The sequence below is a fragment of the Rhodococcus sp. PvP016 genome (genome assembly GCF_017832185.1).
Lineage (GTDB): Bacteria > Actinomycetota > Actinomycetes > Mycobacteriales > Mycobacteriaceae > Rhodococcoides.
In genome coordinates, this window is sequence record NZ_JAFIBH010000001.1 from 2,182,997 (window position 1) to 2,209,810 (window position 26,814).

The following is a 26,814-nucleotide window of genomic DNA, read 5'->3' on the forward strand; positions in this document are numbered from 1 at the left end:
ACAGTCTGTGAACTTGCACTGGGGCGTCAAGGCGAGCAACGTGACCTCTCATGACATCGCGTATGGACACGGATACAGGACCCGCTGACACCCCACGCGATGATGCCGCGGACGATCAGTCGTCCGCGGCATCTGCCGTGCTGCCCACCTCCGCGCACCCCGATGTGCAGGACCCCGGGTCGCAGGAGCCGGCGCCGCGGCGCGCTACCCTCGACCCCGTCGTGTTCGGCGTCGCAGCGGCCGTCGTCACGGGCATCATCGTCTGGGGGCTGGCCGGACCGACGAGCCTCGAGAACGTGACGTCCTCGATGCTGGACTGGCTCGTCACCAACATGGGCTGGCTGTTCATCATCTCCGCCACCGGTTTCGTGCTCTTCTGCATCTACCTGGCGGTGTCGAAGTACGGACGCATCCCGCTCGGCAAAGACGGGGAGAAGCCGGAGTTCAAGACCGTCAGCTGGATCGCCATGATGTTCAGCGCCGGCATGGGCATCGGACTGATGTTCTACGGCGTCTCCGAACCGCTGACACACTTCGTCACGCCGCCGCCCGGTACCGACAGCAGTGTCGGAACGGCCATGGCCACCACGATGTTCCACTGGAGCCTGCATCCGTGGTCCATCTACGCCGTCATGGGTCTCGCCGTCGCGTACAGCACCTACCGCCGCGGCCGCCGCCAGCTCATCAGCTCCGCCTTCCTGCCGCTCCTCGGCCGCCGCGCCGAGGGCCCGATCGGCAAGGTCATCGACATCCTCGCCATCTTCGCGACACTGTTCGGTACCGCCGCCTCGCTCGGACTCGGTGCGCTGCAGATCGGTTCGGGTGTCGAGGTCATCGGCTGGCTCGGTGAGGCCGGCACGCTCCTGCTCGTCGCCATCGTCGCGCTGTTGACCCTCGCCTTCGTCGCGTCCGCGGTCTCCGGCGTCGCCAAGGGAATCCAGTGGCTGTCCAACATCAACATGGTGTTGGCGCTCGTCCTCGCCCTCTTCGTGTTCGTGTTGGGCCCGACGGTGTTGATCCTCAACCTGATTCCCACCACCATCGGCGATTACGCGAGCCAGCTCTTCCACATGTCGGCCCGCTCGGCGGCATCGTCCGATCCGGAGACCGCGTCGTGGCTGTCGTCGTGGACGATCTTCTACTGGGCCTGGTGGGTCTCCTGGACCCCCTTCGTCGGCATGTTCCTCGCCCGTATCAGCCGTGGCCGCACCGTTCGTGAGTTCATCATCGGCGTCATCGTGATCCCGAGTGCCGTGAGTCTGGTGTGGTTCTCGATCTTCGGCGGCGCCGGCATCGGCGAGCAGCGCGACGGCATCGACCTGGCCGCTCGTGGCAGCAGCGAGTCCCAGCTGTTCGGCATGCTCGAGAACCTGCCGCTCTTCGGCCTGTCCACGGTCGTCGTGATGATTCTCGTGGCCATCTTCTTCGTCTCCGGCGCCGACGCGGCGTCCATGGTCATGGGTACGCTCAGCCAGCGCGGCACCCTCGAGCCCAGCCGCTGGGTCGTCGTGTTCTGGGGAGCCATCACCGGTGGCACCGCCGCGATCATCCTGTGGACGGGCGGCGCGGACGCGCTCACCGGCTTGCAGACGATGACGATCATCGCGGCGGCACCGTTCGTGCTGGTCATGATCGGGCTGTCGGTGTCGCTCTACCGCGATCTGTCGCACGATCCGCTGGTGCTCACGCAGCGTCGTCGACGTCTGCGGCTCACGAAGGCCGGGCGCACCGAGCTCTGAGCGGTCAGCGCCAGCTCGGCAACCAGAGCTGCTGCTGCCACGTCTCCTGACTGATGGGCAGACCCGTGAGGATCGGCCAGAGCCACACGAAGTTGGCGATCACCACGGCGACGTACAGCGAGACGAGCAACAGACCGAGCGTGCGGCGCTCGCGCCCCCGTCCCTCGCGATCCTGTCCACTGCGGAGTCCTCGCCCGAGGATGTCGCCGAGGACCAGGGTGACACCCATGACGAGGAAGGGCGCGAGCGCCGCGGCGTAGAAGAAGTACATCTGACGGTCGAGGGTCAGGAACCACGGCAGGATGCCGGCGCCGTAGCCGACGAGAACGGCGGCGTAGCGCCAGTCGCGACGGGCCACGGTGCTCCACAGCGCCCAGCCGAGCATGGGGAACGCGACCCACCACAGAGCGGGCGTGCCAATGAGCATGACGGCCTTGACGCAGTTGCCGCCCGTCGAGCAACCGGTGATCTGCTGCCCGTCGGCGAAGTAGTAGAGCATCGGCCGCAGGCCCATCGGCCACGTCCAGGGCTTGGACTCCCACGGGTGGCGGTTGCCGGCCGAGTTGGTCAGCCCGGCGTGGAAGTCGAGAACGTTGCCGCTGTAGTACCAGAGCGAGCGCAAGGCGGCGGGCACGAACGAGAACGGCCCACCCGTCCCGACGTCGGTGCCCACGGCGTTCCGGTCGACGCCGGTCTCGCTCGCGAACCAGCCGGCGTAGGTGGCCAGATAGACGACGAGCGGAATCGCCACCAGCGCGTACAGCGCGGGGCCCACGTCGCGCACGGCGGTGCCGACCCACGGCCGCGAGACCCCGTACTGGCGACGGGCCGCGACGTCGAAGGCGACGCTGAGCAGCCCGAAGAATGCGACGAAGTAGATGCCCGACCACTTCGTTCCGCACGCCAGACCGAGCAGGAGTCCGCCGCCGAACCGCCACCAGCGGACGCCGAGACGCGGACCCCACGTGGTCATCTCCATACGACCCTCGACGGCGACTCGGTGCAACCGCTCCCGGACGTCGTCACGGTCGCGGACGAGAGCGCCGAACGCGGCGACCACGAACACGACCATGAAGATGTCGAGCATGCCGACCCGGGACGTCACGAACGTGACGCCGTCCACGATCATGAGGATCCCGGCGATCGCGCCCAGCAGCGTCGAGCGCGTCATGCGGCGCACGATGCGGACGACGAGGAGCACGAGGACCACACCGAAGACGGCCGACGACAGCCGCCAGCCCCATCCGGTGTAGCCGAACAGTGCCTCGCCGACGGCGATCAGCTGCTTGCCGACGGGCGGGTGCACGACGAGCCCGTAGGCCGGGTTGTCCTCGACACCGCCGCCGGTGAGCACCTGATAGCCCTGCGGGGCGTAGTGCTTCTCGTCGAACACCGGGGTGCCGGCGTCGGTCGGATAGCCGAGCATCGTGAAGCGGGTGACGGCCGCGAGAAGTGTGAGGACCGCGGTGACGATCCATCCGCGCATGCGGTCGGTGGGCCCGAACACCGCGGGCGGCAGAGCGGGGCGCGGCGCGGTGAGGTACTCGTCGGAACCGTCGCGACCGGAGGGGATACGCGCGGTCACGAGGGTCACGCTTCGATCGTAGGCTAGGTGCCGACGGCGACCGCGGTCGTGACCGACGAGCGAGATGAGGACGACGCGTGCTGGTACTCGGTGCGACACCGATGGGGGACCCCGCAGACGCGTCGCCTCGACTGCGCGACGCACTGGCCACGGCCGACGTCGTCGCGGCGGAGGACACGCGTCGCACGAAGTCGCTGGCGACGGCGCTCGGTGTGCAGATCACCGGTCGCGTCGTCAGTTTCTACGACCAGGTCGAAGTCGATCGGGTTCCGCTGTTGCTCGCCGAGATGCGCGAGGGACGTCGGGTCCTGCTGGTCACCGACGCCGGTATGCCCTCCGTGAGCGATCCGGGTTACCGATTGGTCGCCGCGTGCGCCGAGGCGGGGATCGGCGTGACCTGCCTGCCCGGGCCGTCCGCCGTGACCACCGCACTGGCCCTGTCGGGGTTGCCGGTCGAGCGGTTCTGCTTCGACGGATTCGCCCCTCGCAAGCGTGGCCCCCGGCAGGCGTGGATGCGCACACTGGCGACGGAGAGCCGCGCCGTCGTGTTCTTCGAGGCCCCACACCGCATCGCCGACTGCCTCGCCGACGCGTCCGAGGTACTCGGGCCGGATCGCCGCGCCGCGGTGTGCCGCGAGTTGACCAAGACCTACGAGGAAGTGAAGCGAGGGACGCTGGGGGAGTTGGCCCAGTGGGCCGCCGACGGAGTACGCGGCGAGATCACGGTGGTACTGGCCGGGGCCGAGCCCGTCAGCGCGGATCCCGCCGACCTCGTCGACGAGGTGGAGGATCTCGTGTCCGCCGGGCTCGGCCTCAAGGACGCGTGCGCACGGGTGGCCACCACGACCGCGGCGGACGTGTCGAAGCGCGCGCTCTACGAAGCGGTGCTGGCCGCGCGCGAGTGACGTGGCCCCGCGGCGTCAGCCGACGACCTGCTGGCGCAGCCCGTCGGTCGCCGTCTCGAGAACCGACTTCGTCCCGCGCTTGACGATGAACCCCGGCACCGGGATCTTCGGGTCCAGCGTGATCTCGAACTCGAGGTGGGTGCCCTTGTCGGTCTCGCTGAGGCGGTACTCCGCGTGCTGCGACTTCTGCTGGGTGCTCTCGACGACGTCCCACGCCACCGACATGTCGGTCCACGTGAAGCGCAGCACCTGCTCGTCGGTGAATCCCATGACGGCGACGGTCATCTCGGCGAGGACGGGACGACCCTGATCGTCACGCTCTCGCACCGAGACCTTCTTGTGGATCGACGACCACGCCGGCAGGCCCTCGAGGTCCGCGATGACCGCGAGCACGTCGGCCGGTGGTGCCTCGATCTCGACTTCTCTGTTTCCGCTGACAGCCATGGCGTGAATGTAACCGACCGTCCACACCTACAGGGCGGTTTGGGTCGGTGTCGTGGTCATGTCCCGGTGCCGGCCAGGGGAACTGTGCCGCGGCGGACCTGCTCGTCGACGAACACGGCGATCTCGGAGATGGCCCGCGCCGACTCGGGAACGAAGTCCGCGGCGTGGAACACGTGCACCTGGTCCTGCCACACCTGGAGACGGCACTCGATCCCGGCGTCCGCCAAGCGCTCCGCCATCAGTTCCGAGTCGGCGTAGACCATCTCGGTGGATCCGACCTGGATCAGGACCGGCGGGAGGGCGGACAGGTCGGCATCGACGGGACACACGCGCGGACCGCGCTTGCCGTCCACGACGATGCGGGCCTCGACCTCGTCCGCCAGCTTCGTGAGCGCCGGCACGGCGCCCTTGGGGAAGACCGAGCACAGAGAAGCGTTCGGATGCACCATCTTCCGCGTCGGATCCAGATCGGTGAGCGGAGACAGCGCGATGATGCCGCCGGCGGGCGGCAGTCCCTGGCTCTGCAGGGCCAGCGCCACCATGAAGGCGAGGTAACCGCCGGCGGAGTCCCCGGCGATGAAGATCTGTTCGGGCAGGTACCCCGCGTCGAGCAGGTAGCGGAAGCCGTCGACCCCGTCCTCCACCGCGTGCGAGATGGGGTTGCGCGGCATCATCCGGTAGTCGACCGACAGCACGTCGGCGCCGGTGGACTGCGCGATACGTGAGACGAGGCGTCGGTGGCTGTTGAGGCCGCACACCACGAACGCGCCGCCGTGGAGATACAGGATCACGCGATCGCGGTCGGCGCGGCGGGTGGGGCGCACGGACCTGCCGTCGGCACCGACGCGACGCGGGCTGTCCGTGCGGACCCACTCGGCCCGGCACTCGTCGAGTCGTACGGGCGCGATGGTGGTGTCACCCACGGGTGGGAGGAGTCGGCCGGCCTGGTCGACCATGGACATGGGCCACGGCAGGCTGTGGGTGCGGGCCCACACGCCGAGGAAGGGGCGGACCGTGCGCCGCAGGTACGCGGCGAGAAGCTTGGACTGCACGCTGCCGCCCTCGAACTCCTGACGGTCGACGGCAGTGCCGACGCCGAGGGCGCGTCGCACCCGGCGACTGGCGGACGTGCGTGTCAGCGACGACGGTGCGGTCATCTCGGCCGAGGCGATGCTCATGGGTGGCCCTCCACTTCCTTGCTCGTCCTATGAATCGCACGATAGGGCCGAAACGAAACACTTCTCGAGGAATAGTTGTTGCCGGGGTCACACCGTGACCCCACGTTGTCGCAATAGTTGTGGGTTCGTTACTTCCGGGTAGCACAGTGAACCTGCAGGTGAGCCGCACCGTGACCACGCGGTTCCGCAGTTCGAGAGAGGTCCGCCCCATGCCCTTCATGCCGGTCACAGAGTCGATGTTCCTACTGGCCGAGACGCGCGAGCACCCCATGCACGTCGGGGGACTGCAGCTGTTCGTGCCCCCGGAGGACGCGGGCGACGACTTCGGGATGCAGCTCTACGAGACGTTCCAGGCCGCCACCGACGTCTACAAACTGTTCCGCAAGCGTCCGGCTCCGCCGGTCAACTTCATGGGCACCGTGCGTTGGGTCTACGACGACGATCTCGACTTCGAGCATCACGTCCGGCGCATCATGCTGCCGAGGCCGGGCCGCATCCGCGAACTACTGCGCTACATCTCCGCCGAGCACAGTGCGCCTCTCGATCGGCACCGCCCGATGTGGGAGCTGCACATCATCGAGGGGCTGGCCGACGGCCGCGTCGCGCTCTACAGCAAGATCCACCACTCGCTGGTCGACGGTGTCTCGGCGCTCAAGTTGTTCGAGCGCACCCTGACCACCGACCCCGATGCCCGCGACTGCGGTCCGATCTGGGACCCGGCGCTGTTCGAGCGGCCGAAGAAGAGCACCGAGGTGGCGAAGGTCGACGACGGCGGCGTCCTGTCGCTGCTGTCCACGGGCGTCAAGGCGGCCGGTGAGCTCGCCGGGGTCGGACCCGCCGCGGCGCGGATCGGTCTGAACAAGCTGCGCGGCAACGAGATGGTGCTGCCTCTGACCGCGCCGCGGACGATGCTCAACGTGCCGATCGGCGGGGCACGCCGCTTCGCCTCGCAGCAGTGGTCCAAGTCGCGGATGAAGGACATCGCGGCAGCGCTGGGGGTCACGTTGAACGACGTGGTGCTGACGATGTGCTCCGGCGCGCTGCGGTCGTACCTCATCGACCGCAACGCACTGCCCGATCAGCCGCTCATCGCGATGGTGCCGGTGTCCATGCGGGAGGCCGGCGCCGACGCGGACGGCGGCAACGCCGTCACCACCGTGTTGTGCAACCTCGGTACCGATCAGCCCGATCCGGAACGCCGACTCGCCGCCGTCGTCTCATCGATGAACGAGTCGAAGGCGATGATGCGCAACCTGTCTCCGCTGCAGGCGCTCAGCTATGGCGCGGCCGTGATGGCGCCGCTCCTGCTCACGCCGGTGCCGGGATTCGTGCGCAACACACCGCCTCCGTTCAACGTGATCATCTCGAACGTGCCCGGTCCGAAGACCGAGATGTACTGGAACGGTGCCAAACTCGACGGTGTCTACCCGGCGTCGATCGTGCTGGACGGGCAGGCGCTCAACATCACGCTCGCGACCAACGCCGACAACGTCAACTTCGGACTCGTCGGCGATCGGCGCAGTGTGCCGTCGCTGCAACGCATGCTCACGCATCTCGACACCGCGTTGGAGGAGCTCGAGAAGCTGGCCGACGGGTGAGTCTCGCCAGCTCGGTGGACGTCGTGTTCGCGGTGTCGGTCGCGTTCGGTGACCGAGACGCGACCGACGCTCACTCCTCCGGTTCGACGTAGCGGGGGAAGACGCCGGTGGGCTTGGGCAGCGCGACGCCGGGGGTGAGACGTGCTCCGAGAGAATCGAACTCACGCTCGGAGACACCCAGGAGGTCCAGTAGACGCGCTGTGCTGTCCGGCATGACCGGCTGAGTCAGCAGCACCGTGACGCGCAGCACCTCGAGCGTGACGTACAGGACCGTCGCCATTCGCGCAGGATCGGTCTTGCGCAGGACCCACGGCTCCTGGGACGAGAAGTAGCGATTGGTCTCGCCCAGCACCGACCAGATCGCCTCCAGGGCAAGGTGTAGTTCCTGCTCGTCCATGTGGGCTCGAACGATGGGGGCGAGCCCGTCCACGCGCTCGAGCATCGCCTCGTCGGCGGGCGTGAACGCGCCGGGCTGGGGCACCTGCGCATCGCAGTTCTTGGCCACCATGGACAGGGACCGCTGAGCCAGGTTCCCCAGTTCGTTCGCCAGGTCCGCGTTGATGCGGGTGACGATGGCCTCGTGGCTGTAGCTGCCGTCCTGCCCGAACGACACCTCGCGCAGCAGGAAGAACCGCAGCGAGTCCAGTCCGTACTCGTCGACGAGCGCCGCCGGGCTGACGACGTTGCCCAACGACTTGGACATCTTCTCGCCCTTGTTGGTCAGGAAGCCGTGTGCGAACACGCGTTTCGGCAGCTCGATGCCCGCGGACATGAGGAAGGCCGGCCAGAACACCGCGTGGAAGCGCACGATGTCCTTGCCGATCATGTGGACGTCCGCCGGCCAGTATCTGCGGAACGACTCGCTGTCCGTGTCGGGGTAGCCGACGCCGGTGAGGTAGTTCGTCAGGGCGTCGACCCACACGTACATGACATGATCGGCGTCGCCGGGGACCTGCACACCCCAGTCGAACGTCGACCGCGAGATCGACAGATCCTTCAGACCCGACTTCACGAAGCTCGCCACCTCGTTGCGTCGCGTCGCCGGCAGAATGAAGTCGGGGCGCTCCTCGTAGAGCGCCAGCAGCTTGTCCTGGTAGGCCGAGAGGCGGAAGAAGTAGGTCGACTCCTCGGTCCACTCGACGGGTGTGCCCGACTCTGTCGCGATACGCGAGCCGTCCTCCTGAAGGGTGGTCTCGCCCTCGGCGTAGTACGCCTCGTCCCGCACCGAGTACCAGCCGCTGTACGAGTCGAGGTAGATGTCGCCGTTGTCGGTCATCTTCTGCCACAGGTCGCGACTTGCCTCGAGGTGATCGGCGTCCGTCGTCCGGATGAACCGGTCGAACGTGATCTTCAGCGACTCCTGCATGGCCTGGAAGGCGTCGGAGTTGCGGCGCGCGAGATCGGCGGTCGAGATGCCCTCCTTGGCGGCGGTCTGGGCCATCTTGAGACCGTGCTCGTCCGTGCCGGTCAGGAACCGCACGTCGAAACCGTCGAGTCGCTTGAACCGAGCGAGCGCGTCGGTGGCGATGTACTCGTACGCGTGGCCGATGTGGGGATCACCGTTCGGGTAGGCGATAGCGGTCGTGATGTAGAACGCAGGCTTGGTCGAACCGGTCTCAGTCATGGTGCGCATACTCTATCTTTCGTGCCGAGAGACCGTCCCGCCCCCGACCTGCCCGCACCGCTGGCCCCCCTCGTGGACGCACACACGCACCTGGACGCGTGCGGTGCGAGCGATGCGGCGTCCGTCGCGGCCGTGCTCGACCGCGCCGAGTCCGTCGGAGTGGGCCGGGTCGTCACCGTGGCGGACGATCTGGACGCCGCTCGCTTCGCCGTCGCCGCCGCGCACTGGGATCCCCGTGTCTACGCGGCCACCGCGATCCATCCGACGCGGGCGAACGTGCTCACCGACGAGGTGAAGGCCGAGATCGAGCGCCTCGCGCGCGATCCCCGCACCGTCGCCGTGGGGGAGACCGGTCTCGACTACTACTGGCCGGGGAAGCTCGACGGCTGCGCCGCGGTGGAGGAGCAGGTCGAGGGCTTCCGCTGGCACATCGATCTGGCGAAGCGCGTCGGCAAGCCCCTCATGATCCACAACCGCGACGCGGATCACGACGTTCTCGCGGTGCTCCTCGACGAGGGCGCGCCGGAGACGGTGATCTTCCACTGCTTCTCGTCCGGTCCTGAGATGGCCGAGGTGTGCGTCGACGCCGGCTACGTGCTCAGCTTCTCCGGGACGGTGAGCTTCAAGAATTCCCACGAGTTGCGGGAAGCGGCCCAGTTGGTGCCGGACGGGCAGTTCCTGCTCGAGACCGATGCCCCGTTCCTGACACCGCATCCGTATCGCGGCGCACCGAACGAGCCCTACTGCCTTCCCTACACGGCGCGCGCCCTGGCCGAGGCGACCGGCCGGACCGCCGAGGACGTCGCGGCATCGGCGACGGCGACGGCCGAGCGGGTCTACCGCCTCTAGTTCGGGGGCGGGAACTGCCCGTTCGGGACGATGATTCCGCCGTCCAGCGTGAAGTCGACGTACGAGGTGTTGGACGGGCAGCAGAACGCATCGCTCTCGTCGAGCCAGCGATAGCGCACGGTGACGGTGCTGTCGGATGCGCCGACCACGGAGGTGTAGCTGTAGGCATCCGACGTGGCGGTCCCGAGGTAGTCACCCGAGTTGGTGAAGAACAGGACGTGCGACTGCACGGTGCCGTTCCGGATACCGGTCCCCGTCGCCCGCGCCCATTCGAGCGTCGGACACCCGTCCGCGCTGGTACCGGGTGTGTGGTCGTCGATCACGAAGACCCCGCCCTGCGAATCGGTGCCGAGGTTCGCCACGGCGGTGCGCACGTTCAGAGAATTCGGGTCGACGCACGGCACCACCTGCGCGGGCTGCTCGGGTGCGGGTGCGGGCACGGTGACCGTCTCGGTCTGCGTCTCCACCCTCGTCTCCGGCGCGGGCTCCGGTGCAGGCGCCGGAGTCGACGACGAGGGTGCCGGGTCGTCGGCGGGGAGCGCCGTCCCGGTCGTGCCGCCGGAACTGCACGACACGGCCGCAGCGGCACATGCCGCCACGGCGAGAACGGCCATCGAACGCGGGAGAGTGGTCACCGGGCCTCCAGGGTGTCCGTACCGAGCGTTCTGCTCGGCGGTCGAAGGGTGTGTCGGCGACCACCACCCGATCGTTACCGATGCTCAGGTCACGATCGGGTCGCGGCGACGGGTCAGTCGTCGTCCCCGTACGTCTCCACCAGTCGATCGAACTCGGCGCGGTCGATCACGCTGGGCTCGTTGATGGCCAGAGCCTGCGCGTACTTGCCCGCGAGGTGGTAGTCGCGGCCCAGGGGACCACGCTCACCGTCTTCGTCGTCGTCCTGCGTGCTCGCTCCGGGCGGCACCTCGTTCTGCAGACCGTTCGTCTGCGCACCCAATCGAGCGTCGATCTTCGCCGTGATCTTCTGCATGACCTCTTGGTCGTCGCTCACTGTCGTGCCTCTCGTCGGTGTGCCGGCTTCTCGGTGCGGGGCCCGCATCTCACAGGACCTTGTCGAGGAAGTCCTTCGTTCGCTCGTGCTGCGGGTTGCCGAACAGGTCGTCCGGCGAACCCTCCTCGACGATGTACCCCTCCGCCATGAAGATCACACGGTCGGACACCTCGCGGGCGAAGCCCATCTCGTGCGTGACGACGACCATCGTCATGCCGCCCTTCGCCAGATCGCGGAGGACCTGCAGGACCTCGCCGACCATCTCGGGGTCCAATGCACTCGTGGCCTCGTCGAACAGCATGATGTCCGGGTCCATCGCCAGTGCTCGTGCGATGGCGACACGCTGCTTCTGCCCACCCGACAACTGCGCCGGCTTCGCGTTCTCCTTGTCGGCCAGGCCCACCTGGGCCAACAGACGAACGGCGTTCTCGCGCGCCTTCGACTTGTCCGACTTCTTCGTCTCCACGGGCGCGAGCATCACGTTCTCGATGACACTCATGTGGGGGAAGAGGTTGAAGTGCTGGAACACCATGCCGATGTGCTGGCGCACGGAGTCGAGGTTCACCTTCGGATCGGTCAGGTCGAAACCGTCGACCACGACCGTGCCGCCCGTGATGTCCTCGAGCTTGTTGAGGCACCGGAGGAAGGTGCTCTTGCCGGAGCCGGACGGGCCGATGACACACACCACCTCGCCCGAGTGGACGTCGACGTCGAGGCCCTTGAGCACCTCGAGATCGCCGAACGACTTCTTCAGTCCGATGGCGCGGATCTTGACCTCGGCCGCAGCGGCGTCGGGCGCGGTGGTCTCGGTGCTCACTTGTTGATCCTCTTCTCGAGACGGTTCGACAGCATCGTCAACGCCATGATGATGACGAAGTACATGACGCCGATGATCAGCCACATGTTGAAGGACTGGAAGTTGCGGGCGATGATGATGCGCCCCGACTGGGTGAGCTCGGCCAGGCCGATCACCGACAGGATCGAGGTGTCCTTCAGCGTGATGACGAACTGGTTGATGTAGGACGGGATCATCGTCCGGATCGCCTGCGGCATCACGACCTTGCGCATGGACGTCAGGTAGCTGATACCGAGACTGCGCGAGGCCTCCATCTGACCCTTGTCCACCGACAGGATGCCGCCGCGGACGATCTCCGCCATGTACGCACCGGCGTTGAGCGACAGCGTGATGATGCCGGCCGTGAACGCCGACATCTGGAAGCTGAGCGCGGCGGGAATGCCGAAGTAGATGAAGAAGGCCTGCACCAGCAGTGGAGTGCCGCGGAAGATCGCCACGTAGGTGGCGCCGATCCCGCGCAGCCACGCCTTCGTCGACACCCGGAAGAGTCCGAAGACGGCGCCGAGGATCAGGGCCAGCACGATGGAGATGACCGTCAGGACGATCGTGAGCCAGAGGCCCTTCAGCAGTTCCTTGTACTCGCTCTTGATCAGTCCGGGGATCGAGTTGTCCGTCTCGTCCGCCGCGGCGCCGATGTAGGTACCGAGGATCTCGTCGTACTGGCCGGACGACCGCAGGTTGGCGAGTCCGGTGTCGAACGCGGCGAGCAGCTCGGGGTTGGCGCCCTTGTCCACGGCGAAGCCGTAGTTGCTCGGCGACTCCTTCTCCGTGACCGTCTTCAGACCGTTCCCCTGAGTGATGCCGTACTGCAGCACCGGGTAGTCGTCGAACACGGCGACCGAGTTCCCGGTGCGCACCTCGTCGTACATGCTGGCGGAGTCGGCGAAGTATCGCGTCGTGAAGCCGTACTGCGCCTTGATGCTCTCCGCGAAGTCGGCGCCCTCGGTGCCGTTCTTGACCGCGACCTGCTGCCCGGAGAGATCGTCGTACGAGGTGATCGACGAGTTCTCGAGCACGGCCATCTGTACGCCGGACTCGAAGTAGGGCTCGGAGAAGTCGAAGACGGCCTCACGCGCCGGCGTGATCGTCATGCCGGCGATGACGCCGTCGGCCTGGTTCGCCTGCACCGCCTGCAGCGCCGCGTCGAACCCGAGGGGCCGGATGTCGACCTGGAAACCCTGGTCCTCCGCGATCGCCCGGATGAGGTCCATGTCGATACCGACGAACTGACCGTCGGAGTTCTGGAACTCGAACGGTGCGAAGGTCACGTCGGTGGCAATGGCGAACGTGCGACCCTCCACCGGGCTCGGGGGCGCCGGCTGGGCCTGCGCTGCGGGTGCGAGCACCAACGCGACGAGTGCCACGACGGCGGTGATCGCCGGGAGGCGGCGCAGTCGGTGCCACCGTCCCCGTTCGGGTCGCGGTGGGGAGGTCGGATTCACGAAGAGCCTTCCGGTCTGGTGCAGGTGAACAGTCGGGTCGGACCCTATCGGCCGGGGGGCTCGTGACGACCCTTACCGGAAGGTAGGAACGGTCGACGGGCTGCTCGAGGCCACGAAGTTGCCGAACCTGTGCCCGCTCGTTACCGTATCGTGATCGTATGACCCCGATGCGAGCCTCTCGGCCTCGTGATCGTCTCGACCCGGCAAGGAACCGAAGTTGCGTTATTCGTCCGTGATGTCCGTTCGACCAGTCGTGTCCACCCGGGCGGGAGCGCAGTAACGATGTCGCACGTCGCCAGACTCAACTCCGCCCGGTCCCGCCTGCTGTACGTCGTGGTGGCCGCACTTCTCGCCACCCTCGTCGTGGGAGCCAGCGTCGCGGTGGCCCGCCACAAGACCGTCACGATCGACGTGGACGGGCAGCAGGTCCAGCTCTCCACGATGACGACCGACGTCCGCAGCGCTCTCGAGGCCGCCGGATATCAGCCCACCGAGCGGGACGAGGTCGCGCCCGCCGCGGATGCGCCCCTCGACGACGGTGAGACCGTCACGCTCAAGCGGGCCCGCGAGGTGACTCTCACCGTGGACGGTGCGCCGACGACGGTGTGGACCACCGCCTCCACCGTCGCCGAGGCCAAGGATCAGTTGGGCATCGCTCCCGACGTCCACATCGACGAGTCGGAGTCCGACCCGCTGCCGCTCGACGGTGCCTCCGTCAACGTCGTGCTGCCGAAGTCCGTGACCCTTGCCGACGGCGCCGCGTCGCCTGCACCGATGCGGCTCGCCGCGCCCACCATCGGCGAGTTCCTCGCCGCGGCCGGTGCGCCGCTCGAGCAGAACGACACCGTCGCACCCGCGGCGGACGAGCCGCTCGTCGAGGGCGCCGTGGTCACGGTGACCCGAGATCGGACGGAGACCGTCAGCGTCACCGAACCCGTCGTCGCGCCGGATCAGCGCATCGAGGACCCGACGATGAACATGAGCAAGACGATCGAGGAGTCCGCCGGTGCTCCGGGCGAGCAGAACGCGACCTACTCGGTGAACAAGGTCAACGGTGTCGAGGTCTCCCGCACGCTCGTGAAGGCCGACGTCACGACACCGCCGGTCGCCAAGACCGTGCGCGTCGGTGCCAAGCCCGGCACCGAGGTGCCGCCGGTCGAGAACGGCGCCGTCTGGGACGCGCTCGCGCAGTGCGAGGCCACCGGGAACTGGGCCATCAACACGGGCAACGGCTTCTTCGGCGGCGTGCAGTTCGACCAGAACACCTGGGAGCGGCAGGGCGGGCTCAAGTACGCGGCGCGCGCCGACCTGGCCACCCGCGAGGAGCAGATCGCGATCGCGTCGCAGACCCAGCGCACCCAGGGCTGGGGCGCCTGGCCCTCCTGCACCAGCAGGCTCGGGCTGCGCTGACATACGCTCCACCCGTGTCCGAACCTCCCGTCGCCCCGCCGACGTCCGATTCGCCGGCGTCCGATTCCGCTACCGGTCCGGCACGCGTCCGTCTGCTGGGGCCCGCGGAGGTGCGCACCCTCGCAGCCGAGCTGGGCGTCCGTCCCACCAAGACCCTGGGCCAGAACTTCGTCCATGACGCGAACACGGTGCGGCGAATCGTGACCGCGGCTGGTGTCGGTCCGGACGACACGGTGCTCGAGGTGGGGCCGGGGCTCGGATCATTGACCCTTGCGTTGCTCGACGTCGTGCACGACGTGGTCGCCGTGGAGATCGACCCGGTACTGGCGCAGCGTCTTCCGCAGACCGTCGCCGAGCGCGCCGAGTCACGTGTCGACCGGTTGGCCGTGGTCGGTGCCGACGCCCTGCGCGTGCGCCGCGACGAGATTCCCGGCGCGCCGACCGCACTGGTGGCCAACCTCCCGTACAACGTGGCGGTGCCGGTGCTGCTGCACCTGCTCGCCCTGATCCCCACCCTGCGCACCGCGCTGGTCATGGTGCAGTCGGAGGTGGCGGACCGGCTGGCGGCTCCTCCCGGCAGCAAGACCTACGGGGTGCCGAGTGTGAAGGCCGCGTACTTCGGCGACGTCCGCCGCGCGGGCGCCGTGGGCCGTTCGGTGTTCTGGCCGGTGCCGCAGGTGGAGTCGGGTCTGGTGCGGGTCGATCGGCACGAGAATCCGCAGTGGCCGATGGACGAGACGTTCCGCCGCACCCTGTTCGCCGTCGTGGACGCGGCATTCGCGCAGCGGCGCAAGACGTTACGTGCGGCTCTGGCGGGGTGGGCCGGGTCGGCGGCCATGGCGGAGACGCGACTCCTCGAAGCGGGTATCGATCCGTCGGCGCGCGGGGAAACGCTCGACGCCGCGGCGTTCGTCCGACTGGCGCAGACCACCGGTGCTCACGGGTCCTGACGCGTGCGGTGCTCGTCGCGGGCACGGGCGTATCGGGCGGCGACACGGTCGAGTCGTCGTGACTCGACCTCGCAGGCGTCGATCAACTCCTGCGGACCGCACACCGTGAAGTCCACGTCGAAGGCGGCGAGCCACCGCGCCATCGACGGGTAGGTGTCCGCGGTGACCGAGACCTCGCACCGCTCGTCGTCGAGTCGGGCGAGGGTGCCCCACTGCGGATCGACGCGGTCCTCGATCCGCTCGAACGGCACGTGCAGGACGACCCGTCCGCGGGCGGCCGAGAACGCCCGATCGATGCCCCTCGACACGAACTCTGCGGCGCCGCCCTCGGGCAGGGCGCGAGGAGTGAAGCGCGGCCCTGTCGGCACCTTCGGGTCGAGGCGGTCGACGCGGAACGACCGCCAGTCCTCACGGGCGAGGTCCCAGCCCACGAGGTACCACCGCAACCCCGATCGCACGAGCCGGTACGGCTCGACCTCACGCCGCATGGTGTCCCCGCCGTGGGTGCGGTAGTCGAAACGCAGGCGCTCGTGGTTCTGGCACACGGTCGCCAACGCCGTCAGGACCGACGCGTCGACGCTCGACTGGACCGGACGTGACTGCACGACGTCGATCTGCAGTGCGTCGAGTCGGTGACGCAGCCGTGACGGCATCACCTGCCGCAGCTTGGTGAGGGCCCCGATCGAGGACTCCGCGGTGCCGGTGACGGACGCGGACGCGCCACTCTGCAGCCCGAGTGCCACGGCGATCACCTCGTCGTCCGTCAGGAGCAGGGGTGGCATCTCCGCGCCTGCGCCCAGCCGATACCCGCCGCCGACGCCGACCGTTCCGTCCACCGGATAGCCCAGCGACCGCAGCCGGTCGATGTCGCGGCGCACGGTGCGCGGAGTGATCTGGAGCCGTTCGGCCAGATCGGCCCCGGACCAGTCGCGCCGGGTCTGCAGCAACGACAGCAGAGCCAGCAGTCGAGCGGACGTCTCGCGCATGTCGTCATGATGCACCCGACAGCGGACAGTTCGGGTCCTCGATCCGGTTCGGTACTCGGGCGCACGCCGACTACAGTGGTGAGACGTGCTCACAGTCGTTCCGCGGCCGGTCTCGGTCCGCGCTCCCGCCAAGGTCAATCTGCACCTTGCCGTGGGCGACCTGCGCCCCGACGGCTACCACGAACTCACCACCGTCTTCCACGCGCTCTCCCTCGTCGACGACGTCTCCGTCGTGGCCGCGGAGACACTGTCCGTCAGCGTGTACGGAGACGATGCGGGCATCGTTCCCACCGACCACACCAACCTGGCGTGGAAGGCGGCCGAACTCGTCGCCGCCCATGCCGGTCGTCGCCCGGCCGTCGCCATCAGCATCGACAAGGGCATTCCCGTCGCGGGGGGCATGGCCGGGGGCAGCGCCGACGCGGCCGCGACCGTCGTCGCTCTGGACGCGCTCTGGAACCTCGGCCTGTCCCGCGAGAAGATCATGGACTTCGCGGCGCAGCTCGGCAGCGACGTCCCGTTCTCCGTCGCCGGTGGCACGGCCGTCGGCACGGGCCGCGGCGAGAAGCTGCTGCCGGTGCTCTCACGCAACTCCTTCCACTGGGTGCTCGCCCTCGCGAAGGGTGGCCTCTCGACGCCCGCGGTCTACCGCGAACTCGACCGGCTGCGCGAACGGGGAACGCCCCCGCGCCTCGGCGCACCCGACGAGCTGATGCAGGCCCTGGCGTCGGGCGATCCGGCGCGGGTCGGGCCGCTCCTGGGCAACGACCTCCAGGCCGCGGCGCTGTCCCTCGAACCAGGTCTTCGTCGCACCCTGCGCGCCGGTACCGAGGCGGGTGCCATCGCCGGCATCGTCTCCGGGTCCGGCCCCACCTGCGCCTTCCTCTGCGCCTCCGCCGACCACGCGGTCGAGGTCGGCGCGGAACTCTCCGGAGCGGGCGTCTGCCGCACCGTCCGCGTCGCGTCGGGACCCGTTCCCGGCGCCCGCGTGCGGGGTGACGGCACGCGACCCGACGGACGCCACCCCGACCGCACAGCGACAGACCGCACATCGACAGACAGGGACCGGGGACACCACTGATGGCCAACCTGATCAACCTGGAGCAGGTCTCCAAATCCTTCGGCGTGAAGCCGCTCCTCGACGGCGTCTCGCTCGGTGTCCAGGAGAACGAGCGCATCGGCGTCGTGGGCCTGAACGGCAACGGCAAGACCACCATGCTCGAGGTGCTCGCGGGCGTCGAGCAGCCCGACGCGGGCCGGGTGAGCCGCGTGGGCGGCCTCCGGATGGCCGTCGTGACGCAGCGTGGTGTCCTGCCGCCCGGGTCCACCATCGGGGACATCGTCCTCGCGCCGCTCGGTGTCGCCGAGCACGAGTGGGCCGGTGACGCGCGGATCCGCAGCGTTCTGGACGGCATCGGCATCACCGGTCTCGGGCTCGACGCACCGGTCGAACAGTTGTCGGGAGGTGAGCGCCGACGCACGGCGCTCGCCGCCGCACTGGTGCAGGACCTCGATCTGCTCGTGCTCGACGAGCCGACCAACCATCTCGACGTCGAGGGCGTCCAGTGGCTGGCGGAGCACCTGGTGAACCGGCGGTCCGCACTGGTGGTCGTCACCCACGATCGGTGGTTCCTCGACACCGTCGCCACCCGCACCTGGGAAGTGGTGAACGGCCAGGTCGAGACCTACGAGGGCGGCTACGCCGACTGGATCTTCGCCCGAGCGGAGCGCTCTCGCCAGGCCGACGCCGCGGAGGATCGTCGCCGCAACCTCGCCCGCAAGGAACTGGCCTGGCTGCGCCGCGGCCCGCCCGCTCGTACCTCGAAGCCGCGCTACCGCATCGAGGCGGCCGAGGCCCTCATCTCGGACGTGCCGCCGCCCCGCGACTCGGTCGCGTTGTCGAAGTTCGCGCAGACGCGGTTGGGCCGCATCGTCATCGAGCTCGAGGACGCCACGCTGGCGACCCCGGACGGTCGCGTGCTGGTGGAGGACTTCACGTGGCGCCTCGCGCCGGGGGAGCGCATCGGTCTCGTCGGCGTCAACGGCTCCGGCAAGACGACGTTGCTCCGCACCATCGCCGGCGAGCTCGAACCCGCGAAGGGCCGCCGCATCGAGGGCAAGACGGTGCGCATCGGCTGGCTCCGCCAGGAGCTCGACGACCTGCCCGTCGGGATGCGCGTACTCGAGGCGGTCCAGGACGTCGCTGAACGAATCCAGTTGGGCGACAGGGAGATCTCGGCCGGGCAGCTCGCCGAGCGGCTGGGCTTCACGCCTGCGCGGCAGCGCACGCCCGTCGGTGACCTCTCCGGTGGCGAGCGCCGCCGACTGCAGCTGACACGCGTCCTGATGTCCGAGCCGAACGTCCTGCTCCTCGACGAGCCGACCAACGACCTCGACATCGACACGCTGCAGCAGCTCGAGGATCTGCTCGACGGCTGGGCCGGCACCATGATCGTCATCAGTCACGACCGGTACCTCATCGAGCGCGTCTGCGACTCGACGTGGGCCCTGTTCGGCGACGGCAAGCTCACCAACCTGCCGGGTGGCATCGAGGAGTACCTGCGGCGTCGCGCGCGAATCGCCGCGGCCGACGACGCGGCACCAGGCATGACGTCGGGCGGGGGAGCGAAGCCGGCGGCGGCGAAGGGCGGCGCCGACGAGCGTGCCGCACGCAAGGAACTCTCGAAGCTCGAGCGGTCCCTGGTCAAGCTCGACGATCGCGTGCGCGCACTGCACACCTCGCTGGCGGAGGCGGCCACGGATCCTGCGACCCTGCAGTCGCTCAACGCCGAGCTGCTCACCGTCGTCGCGGAGAAGGATTCCGTCGAGGAGCGGTGGATGGAGCTGGCCGAGGAACTGGGCTGACACGGTCTACCCTCGCGTTCAGGCGGTCGATCGGCGACCGCGTTCTGCGCGAGGAGTGACGATGACATCCGTCGTGTCCGAGGTCATGGGCTCGGAGTTCGAGAAGCTTCACCCGAAGGTGCAGTGGCGCTTCGGTTTCGGTGCGGACGATCATGTGGCGCAGTTCGGTACCGGTGTCATGGAGACCATCACGCACTCTCCTCTGCTGCCGCCGCCGGCCCTGTGGCTCGGTGGCAAGCGGCGGATGGTCCCTTCCGACTCGGGCGAGAACATCCCCTTCACCATCGCCAACTACGCGTACACGGACGAGCTGGGCAGGCCCACGCTGGCGTTCGTCCGGCGGTTCCAGTTCCCCGGCCACGAGGTGGCACTCGACTCGGTGATGGTCGTGGGATCGCGCGGCGCACTCGACTACATCGGTGCCGGCCCCGACATGGTGGTGCACACCCAGTGCTCCGCGGACGCCGACGGTGGTCTGCGGCTCGACAGCGGTCTGCCCCGGTTCCTCGCTCCGCGTGGGTCGATCAAGCCGCCGGGTCTTCTGTCGGCGGAGACCATCGGCCGCGAGTGGTGGGACGAGGAGCAGCAGCGCCACCGCATCGACATCGAGGTGCGTGGCCGCACGCTCGGGCGGTTGTTCCGGTACACCGGATGGTTCACGGCCACACAGGAAACCTGCCTTCCGACCGATCTGCCCGCCGAATTGGGGCCGGGGCGTACCGATCCCAGGGAGTGATCGCTGGTCGGACCCCGAAGTGACTGGTGCGGAATTTTTCTCACAACCGTCACCAATCCCCCATGGGACCCGGATCCGAATGGTGGATGACACAACCGACAGCGGCCGGTGATCATCACCGGCGGTGAGCGGCTATCAGATCCGTACAAGAAGGGTTCTCGCCATGAGCGTCACCAAGAGCAAGAGTGCAGTAGCAGTCGGCTTCGCAGCAGTTGCACTCCTCGGACTGTCCGCATGTTCGTCCGACGAAAGCAGCACCACCGAGACCACCGCGAGCAGCAGCATGGAGTCGATGACCTCGTCGGCCATGTCCTCCTCGACCGCGATGAACTCGAGCGCCGACCCGGCCTCCAACCTCGTCGGCTCCGGCTGCGCCGGTTACGCCGAGCAGGTTCCGGATGGCGCCGGCTCCGTGAGCGGAATGGCTGCCGATCCGGTCGCCGTCGCCGCCTCCAACAACCCGATCCTCACCACCCTGACCGCAGCGGTCTCCGGTGGACTGAACCCGGACGTCAACCTGGTCGACACGCTGAACGGCTCCGAGTTCACCGTCATCGCCCCGACCGACGACGCGTTCGCGAAGATCGACCCGGCCACCATCGAGACGCTGAAGACCGATTCGGCGCTGCTCACCAAGATCCTCACGTACCACGTGATCCCCGGCCAGCTCGCGCCTGACGCGATCGCCGGCGAGCAGACCTCGGTCGAGGGCCAGGCAGTCAACATCACCGGTGAGGGCGAGTCGCTCAAGTTCAACGACTCGAACCTGGTCTGCGGTGGCGTCAAGACCGCCAACGCGACCGTCTACCTGGTCGACTCGGTCATGATGCCCCCCGCCTGATCCCTTTCCACAGGGATCATGAGGACGAACACTCTCTTCGCGGCGGTCGTCCCCCGACTGTGTCCGTCGTGAAGTAGTACGAGGCGACCCGAGATTCTTCTCGGGTCGCCTTCGTGCGTCACGGGCACGGACTGTGAGAGCAGGAAAGAGGCCCCCGGCGATGCCGGGGGCCTCTCTCGTGCGTCAGGGGAAGATCAGCGGAAGCCCTTGGCGGGGTTCTGCAGATCGAGCACCACCGTCGTGCCGTTGGACCGCACGTGCAGCTCCGGGCTCGCGAGCCCACCGGAGGTGAGGTACTCACCGAGGAGCTGCAGCAGCTCGTCGGGGCCGGTGGAGGAATCCATCGGGCGCGTGTCGCGGCTGGTGATCTCGTTCTGGGTCAGCCGGCCCGCGATGCGGATGGACGCGATGCCCATGGCCGTGCGGCGATCGGGGCTCGGGTGACGGCCCGAGGCGAAGCTGCTGCCGTTCGACGATCCGTTGGTGGACGTGCTGCCGCCAGGCAACGCGTGTTCGGAAATCTGATCACTGGTTGTCATGTCGACCTCACTTTTGCTCGGAGTGACGCTCGAAGGTGTCCCGTTGGATCGGTGGGCTGGTGCCTTGCCGATCTTGATCCCCGTGAGGGGCCCACTTGATCCATCGCTCATTACTCGGACTGCTCCTCGATCGTCTCGGTACGTGACTCGAGTACTTCCGAAGAACAAACCAGAAGTACGTTCGAACAGAGAAAAAGTACCACGGGAAGGAAACAGCGAACAGTTTTGACCCTATGGATTGGAGATGACACCAATTTGAGGGTGAGGTGGTGTGGAGATGTCCCAGAGGATCAGTCGGCTGCGGCGACCAGCGGCTCGAGCAGCAGGTCCGGCAACTCCTTCTGGATGTACTGCAACCGCCACTTGTCACTCACCAGCGCCAACATCACGCCGTCCGTGCGGGTGAACACCTCGACGCCGCGCTGCCGACCGAGCTCGCCGGCGGAGGCCGCGTCGGTGCGACGGGCGATCGAGTAGCCCAGGGGCTCCATGCGCGCCTCGACACCGAACTCCGACTTCATGCGCGCGGACACCACCTCGAACTGCATCGGACCCACGGCGGCGAGGACGGGAGACGCGTCTCCGCGGATGTCGTTGCGGAGGATCTGGACGACACCCTCCTGATCCATCTGATCCACGGCGCGACGGAACTGCTTGTACTTGCTCGCGCTCTCCGCACGGAGGACGGCGAAGTGCTCGGGAGCGAAGGACGGGATCGGCGGGAACTCGACCTTGCGATCCGCGTACAGCGTGTGGCCGGGAGCGAGCGCGGTGGCGTTGACCAGACCGACGACGTCGCCGGGGTAGGCGTTCTCCACCGTGGTGCGCTCGCGGCCGAACACCGTCAGCGCGTACTTCGTCGTGAACGGTTTGCCCGTCTGCGCATGGGTGACCACCATGCCGCGCTCGAAGACTCCGGAGACCACGCGCATGAAGGCGAGGCGGTCGCGGTGCGCCGTGTCCATACCGGCCTGCACCTTGAACACGACCGCGCTGAAGGGGTCGGTGACCTCGCGCTCGCCGCCGGCCACGTCGGGACGGGGGCCCGGGGCCGGGGCGAACGAGACGAGGGTGTCGAGAATCTGGTGCACGCCGAAGTTGAGCATCGCCGACGCGAAGATCACCGGAGACGTCCGGCCCGCGAGGAACTCGTCCTCGTCGTGGCGCTGCCCGCTCTCGACGAGCAACTCGCTCTCCTCGACGGCGGTGGTCCAGTCGTCGCCCTCACGGGACTGCGCGGCCTCGGAGTCCATGAACTCCTCGGGTGCGATGGTCGCGCCACCGGCCGTGCGGGTGAAGTGGATGTACTGGTGCTCCGACACGTCGAGCAGTCCGCGGAAGTCACCCGCGATGCCGACGGGCCAGTACAGCGGGGTCGGCGTCAGACCGATGCGCTCCTCGATCTCGTCGAGCAGCTCGAGGGGGGAGCGGCCCGGCCGGTCCCACTTGTTGACGACGGTGATGACGGGGATGCCGCGGTGCCGACACACCTGGAACAGCTTGAGCGTCTGCGGTTCCAGACCCTTCGCCGCGTCGATGAGCATCACGGCGGCGTCCACCGCGGTCAACACGCGGTAGGTGTCCTCCGAGAAGTCGGCGTGACCGGGGGTGTCCACCAGGTTGATGGTGTGATCGGCGTAGTCGAACTGCAGCGCCGTCGAACTCACGGAGATTCCGCGCGCCTTCTCCATCTCCATCCAGTCGGAGACGGTGGAGCGGCGACCCGACTTCCCGTGGATCGCACCGGCCTCGGAGATCTTCCGCGCGTGCAGAGCCAGAGCCTCGGTGAGCGTCGACTTGCCGGCGTCGGGGTGCGAGATCACCGCGAAGGTGCGACGACGCTCCACCTCGCGCCGGAGGTTCTTCGGCGGGGTGGTGCCGGCGGCGGGAACCGCGGTGGTGGTGTCGGTGTCGACGGACGGGGTGCTCACGAGGGCCTTTCTTCGGTGACCGCAGCTGTGCGGATCACTGGTCGGAACGTACCCAGGGTACTCGGCCGACACGCCGAGCCCGTCCGTCCGTAACAGCGGTCACCGTCGTCCGGATGTAACAGTGGTGCGCGTACCCGGCACGCACCAGCGACGAGGGAGTGACGTTGAGCAGGTTCACCGAGGAGATGTACGCGACCGCGGCCACGACCGAGCGGGGTCTCGTCACCGGTGAGCCCGACGCCCCGTTGCGGCAGACGTGGGGCGACATCCATGCGGTCGCGCGCCGGATGGCCGGCGGGCTCGCTGCGGCGGGGGTCTCACGCGGGGACGCGATCGGCATCCTGGCCGGTCAGCCGGTGGACATCGCGCCGTCGTGCCAAGCGGCGTGGATGCGCGGCGCGTCCGTGACCATGCTGCATCAACCGACGCCGCGCACCGATCTCGCCGTGTGGGGTGCCGACACCGAGACCGTCATCCGGATGATCGACGCCGCCGCGGTGGTGCTCGGCGCACCGTTCGACGCCGCGGCGCCCATCCTGGAGGAACGCGGGATCACCGTGTTGACCATCGACGACCTGCGCGGCGGTGAGGACATCGATCCCGTGCACACCGACGAGTCCGACATCGCGCTGCAACAGCTCACGTCCGGGTCCACCGGATCTCCCAAGGCCGTGCGCATCACCCACGAGAACTTCTACGTCAACGCCTACGCGATGATCGATCGGATCGAGTACTCGCTCGAGGACGACGTGATGGTCAGCTGGCTCCCGCTGTTCCACGACATGGGGATGGTCGGGTTCCTGTCGGTGCCGATGCAGGTCGGTGCCGAGGTCGTCAGCATCACGCCGATCGACTTCCTGCGCTCACCGCTGCTGTGGGCCCAACTGATCGACAAGTACCGCGGCACCGTCACCGCCGCTCCCAACTTCGCGTACTCGTTGCTCGCGCGCAGGCTGAAGCAGGCGTCCGCCGACACGGCCCTCGATCTGTCGTCGTTGCGCTACGCGTGGAACGGGGCCGAGCCGGTGGATCCCGACACGATGCTCGCCCTCGCGGAGGCGGGCGCCCGGTTCGGGCTCGCCCCGACGGCTCTCGCACCCGTCTACGGGATGGCGGAGACGACGCTCGCGGTGTCGATCCCGGTACGCGATCAGGGCCAGGTGCTCGACGTGGTCGACGCGGACCTGCTCGAGGTGATGGGCCGCGCCGTTCCGTCGACCAAGGGCAACGTCCGTCGTCTCGCGACGCTCGGGCGGATGGTGCCGAATCTCGAGGGGCGCGTCGTCGACGGCGAGGGCCAGGTGCTCCCGAGCCGCGGCGTCGGCGTCATCCAGGTGCGGGGGCCGGCGGTGACGCCCGGGTACATCACGGTGGAGGGCGCGGTGTCCGCGCAGGACGACGACGGGTGGCTCGACACCGGCGACATCGGGTACTTCACGGAGGAGGACCTGGTCGTCGTCTGCGGGCGCATCAAGGACGTCATCATCATGGGCGGCCGCAACATCTATCCGACCGACATCGAGCGTGCCGTGGGCACCGTCGCGGGCGTCCGGCCGGGCAATGCCGTCGCGATCCGTCTCGATGCGGGGCAGAAGCGGGAGAGCTTCGCGGTCGCGGCGGAGACCAACGAGATCGCCGACCCGGATGCGGTCAAGCGCATCGAGCACGACATCGTGCACGCGGTGTTCTCCGAAGTGGGGGTTCGTCCTCGCACAGTCGCGGTGCTCGGTCCCGGCACCATTCCGAAGACGTCCTCGGGCAAGCTCCGCCGCGCGAACTCGGCATCGCTCCTCGGCTGAGCGCAGTGCCTCAGGGTCGGTGGATGCGGTTCTGCGCGTCCTCGAGGCTGCCCTTCAGGAGCAGCTCCACTGCGTCCGCGGCCTCCTCCACCACGATCGCCAACTCGTCGCGCTCGGAGGCGGCGAACGGCTTCAGTACGTACGACGCCGGATCCATCCGGCCGGGCGGCCGCCCCACCCCGACCCGGACGCGAAGGTAGTCCTTGGTGGACAACGACTTCGAGATCGAGCGCAGCCCGTTGTGCCCGCCCTCGCCGCCGCCCGTCTTCAGCCGCACCTGACCGAGGTCGACGTCGAGTTCGTCGTGCACCACGATGATGTCCGCCGGCGCCACGGAGAAGAACCGGGCGAGATTGGCGACCGGGCCGCCGGACTCGTTCATGTACGACCGCGGCTTCCCCAGCACGACCGGGCGAGTTCCGAGCCGTGCCTGGAGCACGTCGGAGTTGCTGCGCTTGTGCGACGAGAACGACCCCCGCATCCGCTCCGCCAGGGTGTCGACGACGACGGCGCCGACGTTGTGTCGGGTGCGCTCGTACTGCGGCCCGGGATTGCCCAGGCCGATGACGAGAGCAGGGCGATCGGTCATGTGCGGCAGTCGCTTTCAGCTCGTGACGTGCGGGGTCGTTCCGAGTGGGGAACGAGAAACGGCGCGCCTCCGGTGAGGGAGGCGCGCCGCGGTGGTACTCGGTGGATCAGTTCTCGTCTGCTGCTGCGGCCTCGTCGGCGGCGGAGCTGTCCTCGACAGCCTCCTCTTCCTCGGCGGCGACGTTGCTGGCGAGGTCGCCCGCGCCCTCGGCCTCGAGTGCAGCCTCGCTGGGCGCCTCGACGACATTGACGAGGAGGAGCTCGGGATCGGAGATCAGCGTCGCGCCGGACGGCAGCTCGATCGACGAGGCGAGGATCTGGGTGCCGATCTCGGCGTCCTCGACGGAGACCTCGAACTGCTCGGGGATCTGGGTCGCGTCGACCTCGATCTCGATGACGTTGGCATCGGTGGTGACGAGGGCGCCGGGCGCCGCGTCGCCGGTGACGATGACGTTGATCTCGACGGTGACCTTCTCGCCGCGACGGATGACGAGGAGGTCGGCGTGCTCGATGTAGTTACGGATCGGGTGGACCACGACCGACTTGGTGAGGGCGAGGTGCTTCTCGCCGTCGACCTGGAGCTCGATGACGGCGTTGGTGCCGTCGGCGCGGAGCACGGCGGCGAACTCGCGGGACGGGAGCGAGAGGTGCTTGGGCTCGGTGGCGTGTCCGTACAGGACGGCGGGGACGAGACCGTCGCGCCGGGTGCGGCGGGCTGCGCCCTTGCCGAACTCGGTGCGGACGGTGGCGTTGAGAACGTTGGCCATGTGACGGGGCTCCTCGGAAGATCTGGTGTGACTGCGGTCTGAAACGGCTGCGGTCCGGTGTGACTGCTGCGGGTACTACTCGCTCGGCGTGGACACGAACGAGGACGGCTGCGAGACCGCGCCTGCGTCGATCACGGTGACGTACGCACTGCGCACTCGTCACCCTCGCCGAG

Annotated in this window: 24 protein-coding genes; 11 read left to right on the forward strand and 13 right to left on the reverse strand. The window is 68.3% G+C overall.

Translation table 11 applies throughout. The annotated features are described in order from the left end of the window. Positions 1 to 50: 50 nt before the first annotated feature. On the forward strand, positions 51 to 1,739 hold the full coding sequence (locus JOE30_RS10235; RefSeq protein ID WP_239532339.1) for a BCCT family transporter: 1,689 nt from the start codon (positions 51 to 53) through the stop codon (positions 1,737 to 1,739). Between the two features lie 4 nt (positions 1,740 to 1,743). On the opposite strand, the gene JOE30_RS10240 is transcribed toward JOE30_RS10235, so the two are convergent. Beyond that, entirely contained in the window at positions 1,744 to 3,225 is a 1,482-nt protein-coding gene (locus JOE30_RS10240) for a dolichyl-phosphate-mannose--protein mannosyltransferase (protein ID WP_204870230.1), read from the reverse strand. Between the two features lie 176 nt (positions 3,226 to 3,401). On the opposite strand from JOE30_RS10240, the gene rsmI reads away from it, so the two are divergent. Further along, entirely contained in the window at positions 3,402 to 4,229 is an 828-nt protein-coding gene (gene rsmI, locus JOE30_RS10245) for a 16S rRNA (cytidine(1402)-2'-O)-methyltransferase (RefSeq protein ID WP_307806133.1), read from the forward strand. A 15-nt stretch (positions 4,230 to 4,244) separates the two neighbouring features. Here rsmI and JOE30_RS10250 read toward each other — a convergent pair whose 3' ends face one another. Then, positions 4,245 to 4,673 (reverse strand): SRPBCC family protein, encoded by a 429-nt coding sequence (locus JOE30_RS10250; protein WP_204866477.1) that lies wholly within the window; start codon positions 4,671 to 4,673, stop codon positions 4,245 to 4,247. Positions 4,674 to 4,729: 56 nt separating this feature from the next. Further along, on the reverse strand, positions 4,730 to 5,851 hold the full coding sequence (locus JOE30_RS10255; protein ID WP_239532340.1) for an alpha/beta hydrolase: 1,122 nt from the start codon (positions 5,849 to 5,851) through the stop codon (positions 4,730 to 4,732). 209 nt (positions 5,852 to 6,060) lie between these two features. Between JOE30_RS10255 and JOE30_RS10260 the strand changes: the two genes are divergently transcribed. Beyond that, a complete protein-coding gene (locus JOE30_RS10260; RefSeq protein ID WP_204866479.1) occupies positions 6,061 to 7,449 on the forward strand; it encodes a wax ester/triacylglycerol synthase family O-acyltransferase in 1,389 nt (462 codons plus the stop codon). 70 nt (positions 7,450 to 7,519) lie between these two features. On the opposite strand, the gene metG is transcribed toward JOE30_RS10260, so the two are convergent. Continuing rightward, positions 7,520 to 9,073 carry a methionine--tRNA ligase gene (gene metG, locus JOE30_RS10265; protein ID WP_204866480.1) on the reverse strand — a complete coding sequence of 518 codons (1,554 nt, stop codon included), beginning with the start codon at positions 9,071 to 9,073 and terminating at the stop codon, positions 7,520 to 7,522. Between the two features lie 21 nt (positions 9,074 to 9,094). On the opposite strand from metG, the gene JOE30_RS10270 reads away from it, so the two are divergent. Then, positions 9,095 to 9,922: a TatD family hydrolase gene (locus JOE30_RS10270; protein WP_204866481.1), complete on the forward strand. Its 828-nt coding sequence runs from the start codon at positions 9,095 to 9,097 to the stop codon at positions 9,920 to 9,922. Here the strand turns inward: JOE30_RS10270 and JOE30_RS10275 are convergent. The 4 genes from JOE30_RS10275 to JOE30_RS10290 all read right to left on the reverse strand — a co-directional run bounded on the left by JOE30_RS10275 (position 9,919) and on the right by JOE30_RS10290 (position 13,133). Then, a complete protein-coding gene (locus tag JOE30_RS10275) occupies positions 9,919 to 10,557 on the reverse strand; it encodes an LppP/LprE family lipoprotein (RefSeq protein ID WP_204866482.1) in 639 nt (212 codons plus the stop codon). The genes JOE30_RS10270 and JOE30_RS10275 overlap by 4 nt on opposite strands. A 113-nt stretch (positions 10,558 to 10,670) precedes the next feature. Next, positions 10,671 to 10,931, reverse strand: coding sequence for a modification methylase HgiDII (locus JOE30_RS10280; RefSeq protein ID WP_204866483.1), 261 nt, complete (start codon positions 10,929 to 10,931; stop codon positions 10,671 to 10,673). Positions 10,932 to 10,980: 49 nt separating this feature from the next. After that, the gene (locus JOE30_RS10285) at positions 10,981 to 11,748 is read right to left on the reverse strand and encodes an amino acid ABC transporter ATP-binding protein (RefSeq protein WP_081821039.1); all 768 of its coding nucleotides are present in this window, start codon (positions 11,746 to 11,748) and stop codon (positions 10,981 to 10,983) included. After that, a complete protein-coding gene (locus JOE30_RS10290) occupies positions 11,745 to 13,133 on the reverse strand; it encodes an amino acid ABC transporter substrate-binding protein/permease (RefSeq protein WP_371831714.1) in 1,389 nt (462 codons plus the stop codon). Before JOE30_RS10290 ends, JOE30_RS10285 begins: the two co-directional genes overlap by 4 nt. 378 nt (positions 13,134 to 13,511) lie before the next feature. On the opposite strand from JOE30_RS10290, the gene JOE30_RS10295 reads away from it, so the two are divergent. Together JOE30_RS10295 and rsmA are read left to right on the forward strand one after the other, a co-directional pair. After that, on the forward strand, positions 13,512 to 14,639 hold the full coding sequence (locus JOE30_RS10295; protein ID WP_204866484.1) for a resuscitation-promoting factor: 1,128 nt from the start codon (positions 13,512 to 13,514) through the stop codon (positions 14,637 to 14,639). A gap of 92 nt (positions 14,640 to 14,731) precedes the next feature. Further along, on the forward strand, positions 14,732 to 15,589 hold the full coding sequence (rsmA, locus tag JOE30_RS10300; RefSeq protein ID WP_204870238.1) for a 16S rRNA (adenine(1518)-N(6)/adenine(1519)-N(6))-dimethyltransferase RsmA: 858 nt from the start codon (positions 14,732 to 14,734) through the stop codon (positions 15,587 to 15,589). Here rsmA and JOE30_RS10305 read toward each other — a convergent pair. Next, positions 15,577 to 16,575 carry a YafY family protein gene (locus tag JOE30_RS10305; RefSeq protein WP_204866485.1) on the reverse strand — a complete coding sequence of 333 codons (999 nt, stop codon included), beginning with the start codon at positions 16,573 to 16,575 and terminating at the stop codon, positions 15,577 to 15,579. The two genes, rsmA and JOE30_RS10305, sit on opposite strands and share 13 nt — an antisense overlap. 85 nt (positions 16,576 to 16,660) lie before the next feature. On the opposite strand from JOE30_RS10305, the gene JOE30_RS10310 reads away from it, so the two are divergent. From JOE30_RS10310 to JOE30_RS10325, 4 genes are all read left to right on the forward strand, one after another. Further along, the gene (locus JOE30_RS10310; protein WP_204866487.1) at positions 16,661 to 17,656 is read left to right on the forward strand and encodes a 4-(cytidine 5'-diphospho)-2-C-methyl-D-erythritol kinase; all 996 of its coding nucleotides are present in this window, start codon (positions 16,661 to 16,663) and stop codon (positions 17,654 to 17,656) included. Continuing rightward, positions 17,656 to 19,440: an ABC-F family ATP-binding cassette domain-containing protein gene (locus tag JOE30_RS10315; protein WP_204866489.1), complete on the forward strand. Its 1,785-nt coding sequence runs from the start codon at positions 17,656 to 17,658 to the stop codon at positions 19,438 to 19,440. Before JOE30_RS10310 ends, JOE30_RS10315 begins: the two co-directional genes overlap by 1 nt. Positions 19,441 to 19,501: 61 nt before the next feature. Next, positions 19,502 to 20,176 carry a DUF4166 domain-containing protein gene (locus tag JOE30_RS10320; protein WP_027504082.1) on the forward strand — a complete coding sequence of 225 codons (675 nt, stop codon included), beginning with the start codon at positions 19,502 to 19,504 and terminating at the stop codon, positions 20,174 to 20,176. 163 nt (positions 20,177 to 20,339) lie between these two features. Next, the gene (locus tag JOE30_RS10325) at positions 20,340 to 21,017 is read left to right on the forward strand and encodes a fasciclin domain-containing protein (protein ID WP_204866491.1); all 678 of its coding nucleotides are present in this window, start codon (positions 20,340 to 20,342) and stop codon (positions 21,015 to 21,017) included. Positions 21,018 to 21,211: 194 nt separating this feature from the next. Here the strand turns inward: JOE30_RS10325 and JOE30_RS10330 are convergent, their stop codons facing one another. Further along, the gene (locus JOE30_RS10330) at positions 21,212 to 21,556 is read right to left on the reverse strand and encodes a hypothetical protein (RefSeq protein ID WP_231476131.1); all 345 of its coding nucleotides are present in this window, start codon (positions 21,554 to 21,556) and stop codon (positions 21,212 to 21,214) included. 290 nt (positions 21,557 to 21,846) lie between these two features. Further along, positions 21,847 to 23,487 carry a peptide chain release factor 3 gene (locus JOE30_RS10335; protein WP_204866493.1) on the reverse strand — a complete coding sequence of 547 codons (1,641 nt, stop codon included), beginning with the start codon at positions 23,485 to 23,487 and terminating at the stop codon, positions 21,847 to 21,849. A gap of 164 nt (positions 23,488 to 23,651) precedes the next feature. Between JOE30_RS10335 and JOE30_RS10340 the strand changes: the two genes are divergently transcribed. Continuing rightward, a complete protein-coding gene (locus JOE30_RS10340) occupies positions 23,652 to 25,286 on the forward strand; it encodes a fatty acyl-AMP ligase (RefSeq protein WP_204866495.1) in 1,635 nt (544 codons plus the stop codon). Between the two features lie 10 nt (positions 25,287 to 25,296). On the opposite strand, the gene pth is transcribed toward JOE30_RS10340, so the two are convergent. Together pth and JOE30_RS10350 are read right to left on the reverse strand one after the other, a co-directional pair. Then, a complete protein-coding gene (gene pth / locus JOE30_RS10345; RefSeq protein WP_204866497.1) occupies positions 25,297 to 25,875 on the reverse strand; it encodes an aminoacyl-tRNA hydrolase in 579 nt (192 codons plus the stop codon). A gap of 106 nt (positions 25,876 to 25,981) precedes the next feature. Next, entirely contained in the window at positions 25,982 to 26,641 is a 660-nt protein-coding gene (locus JOE30_RS10350) for a 50S ribosomal protein L25/general stress protein Ctc (RefSeq protein WP_204866499.1), read from the reverse strand. Positions 26,642 to 26,814: the final 173 nt, after the last annotated feature.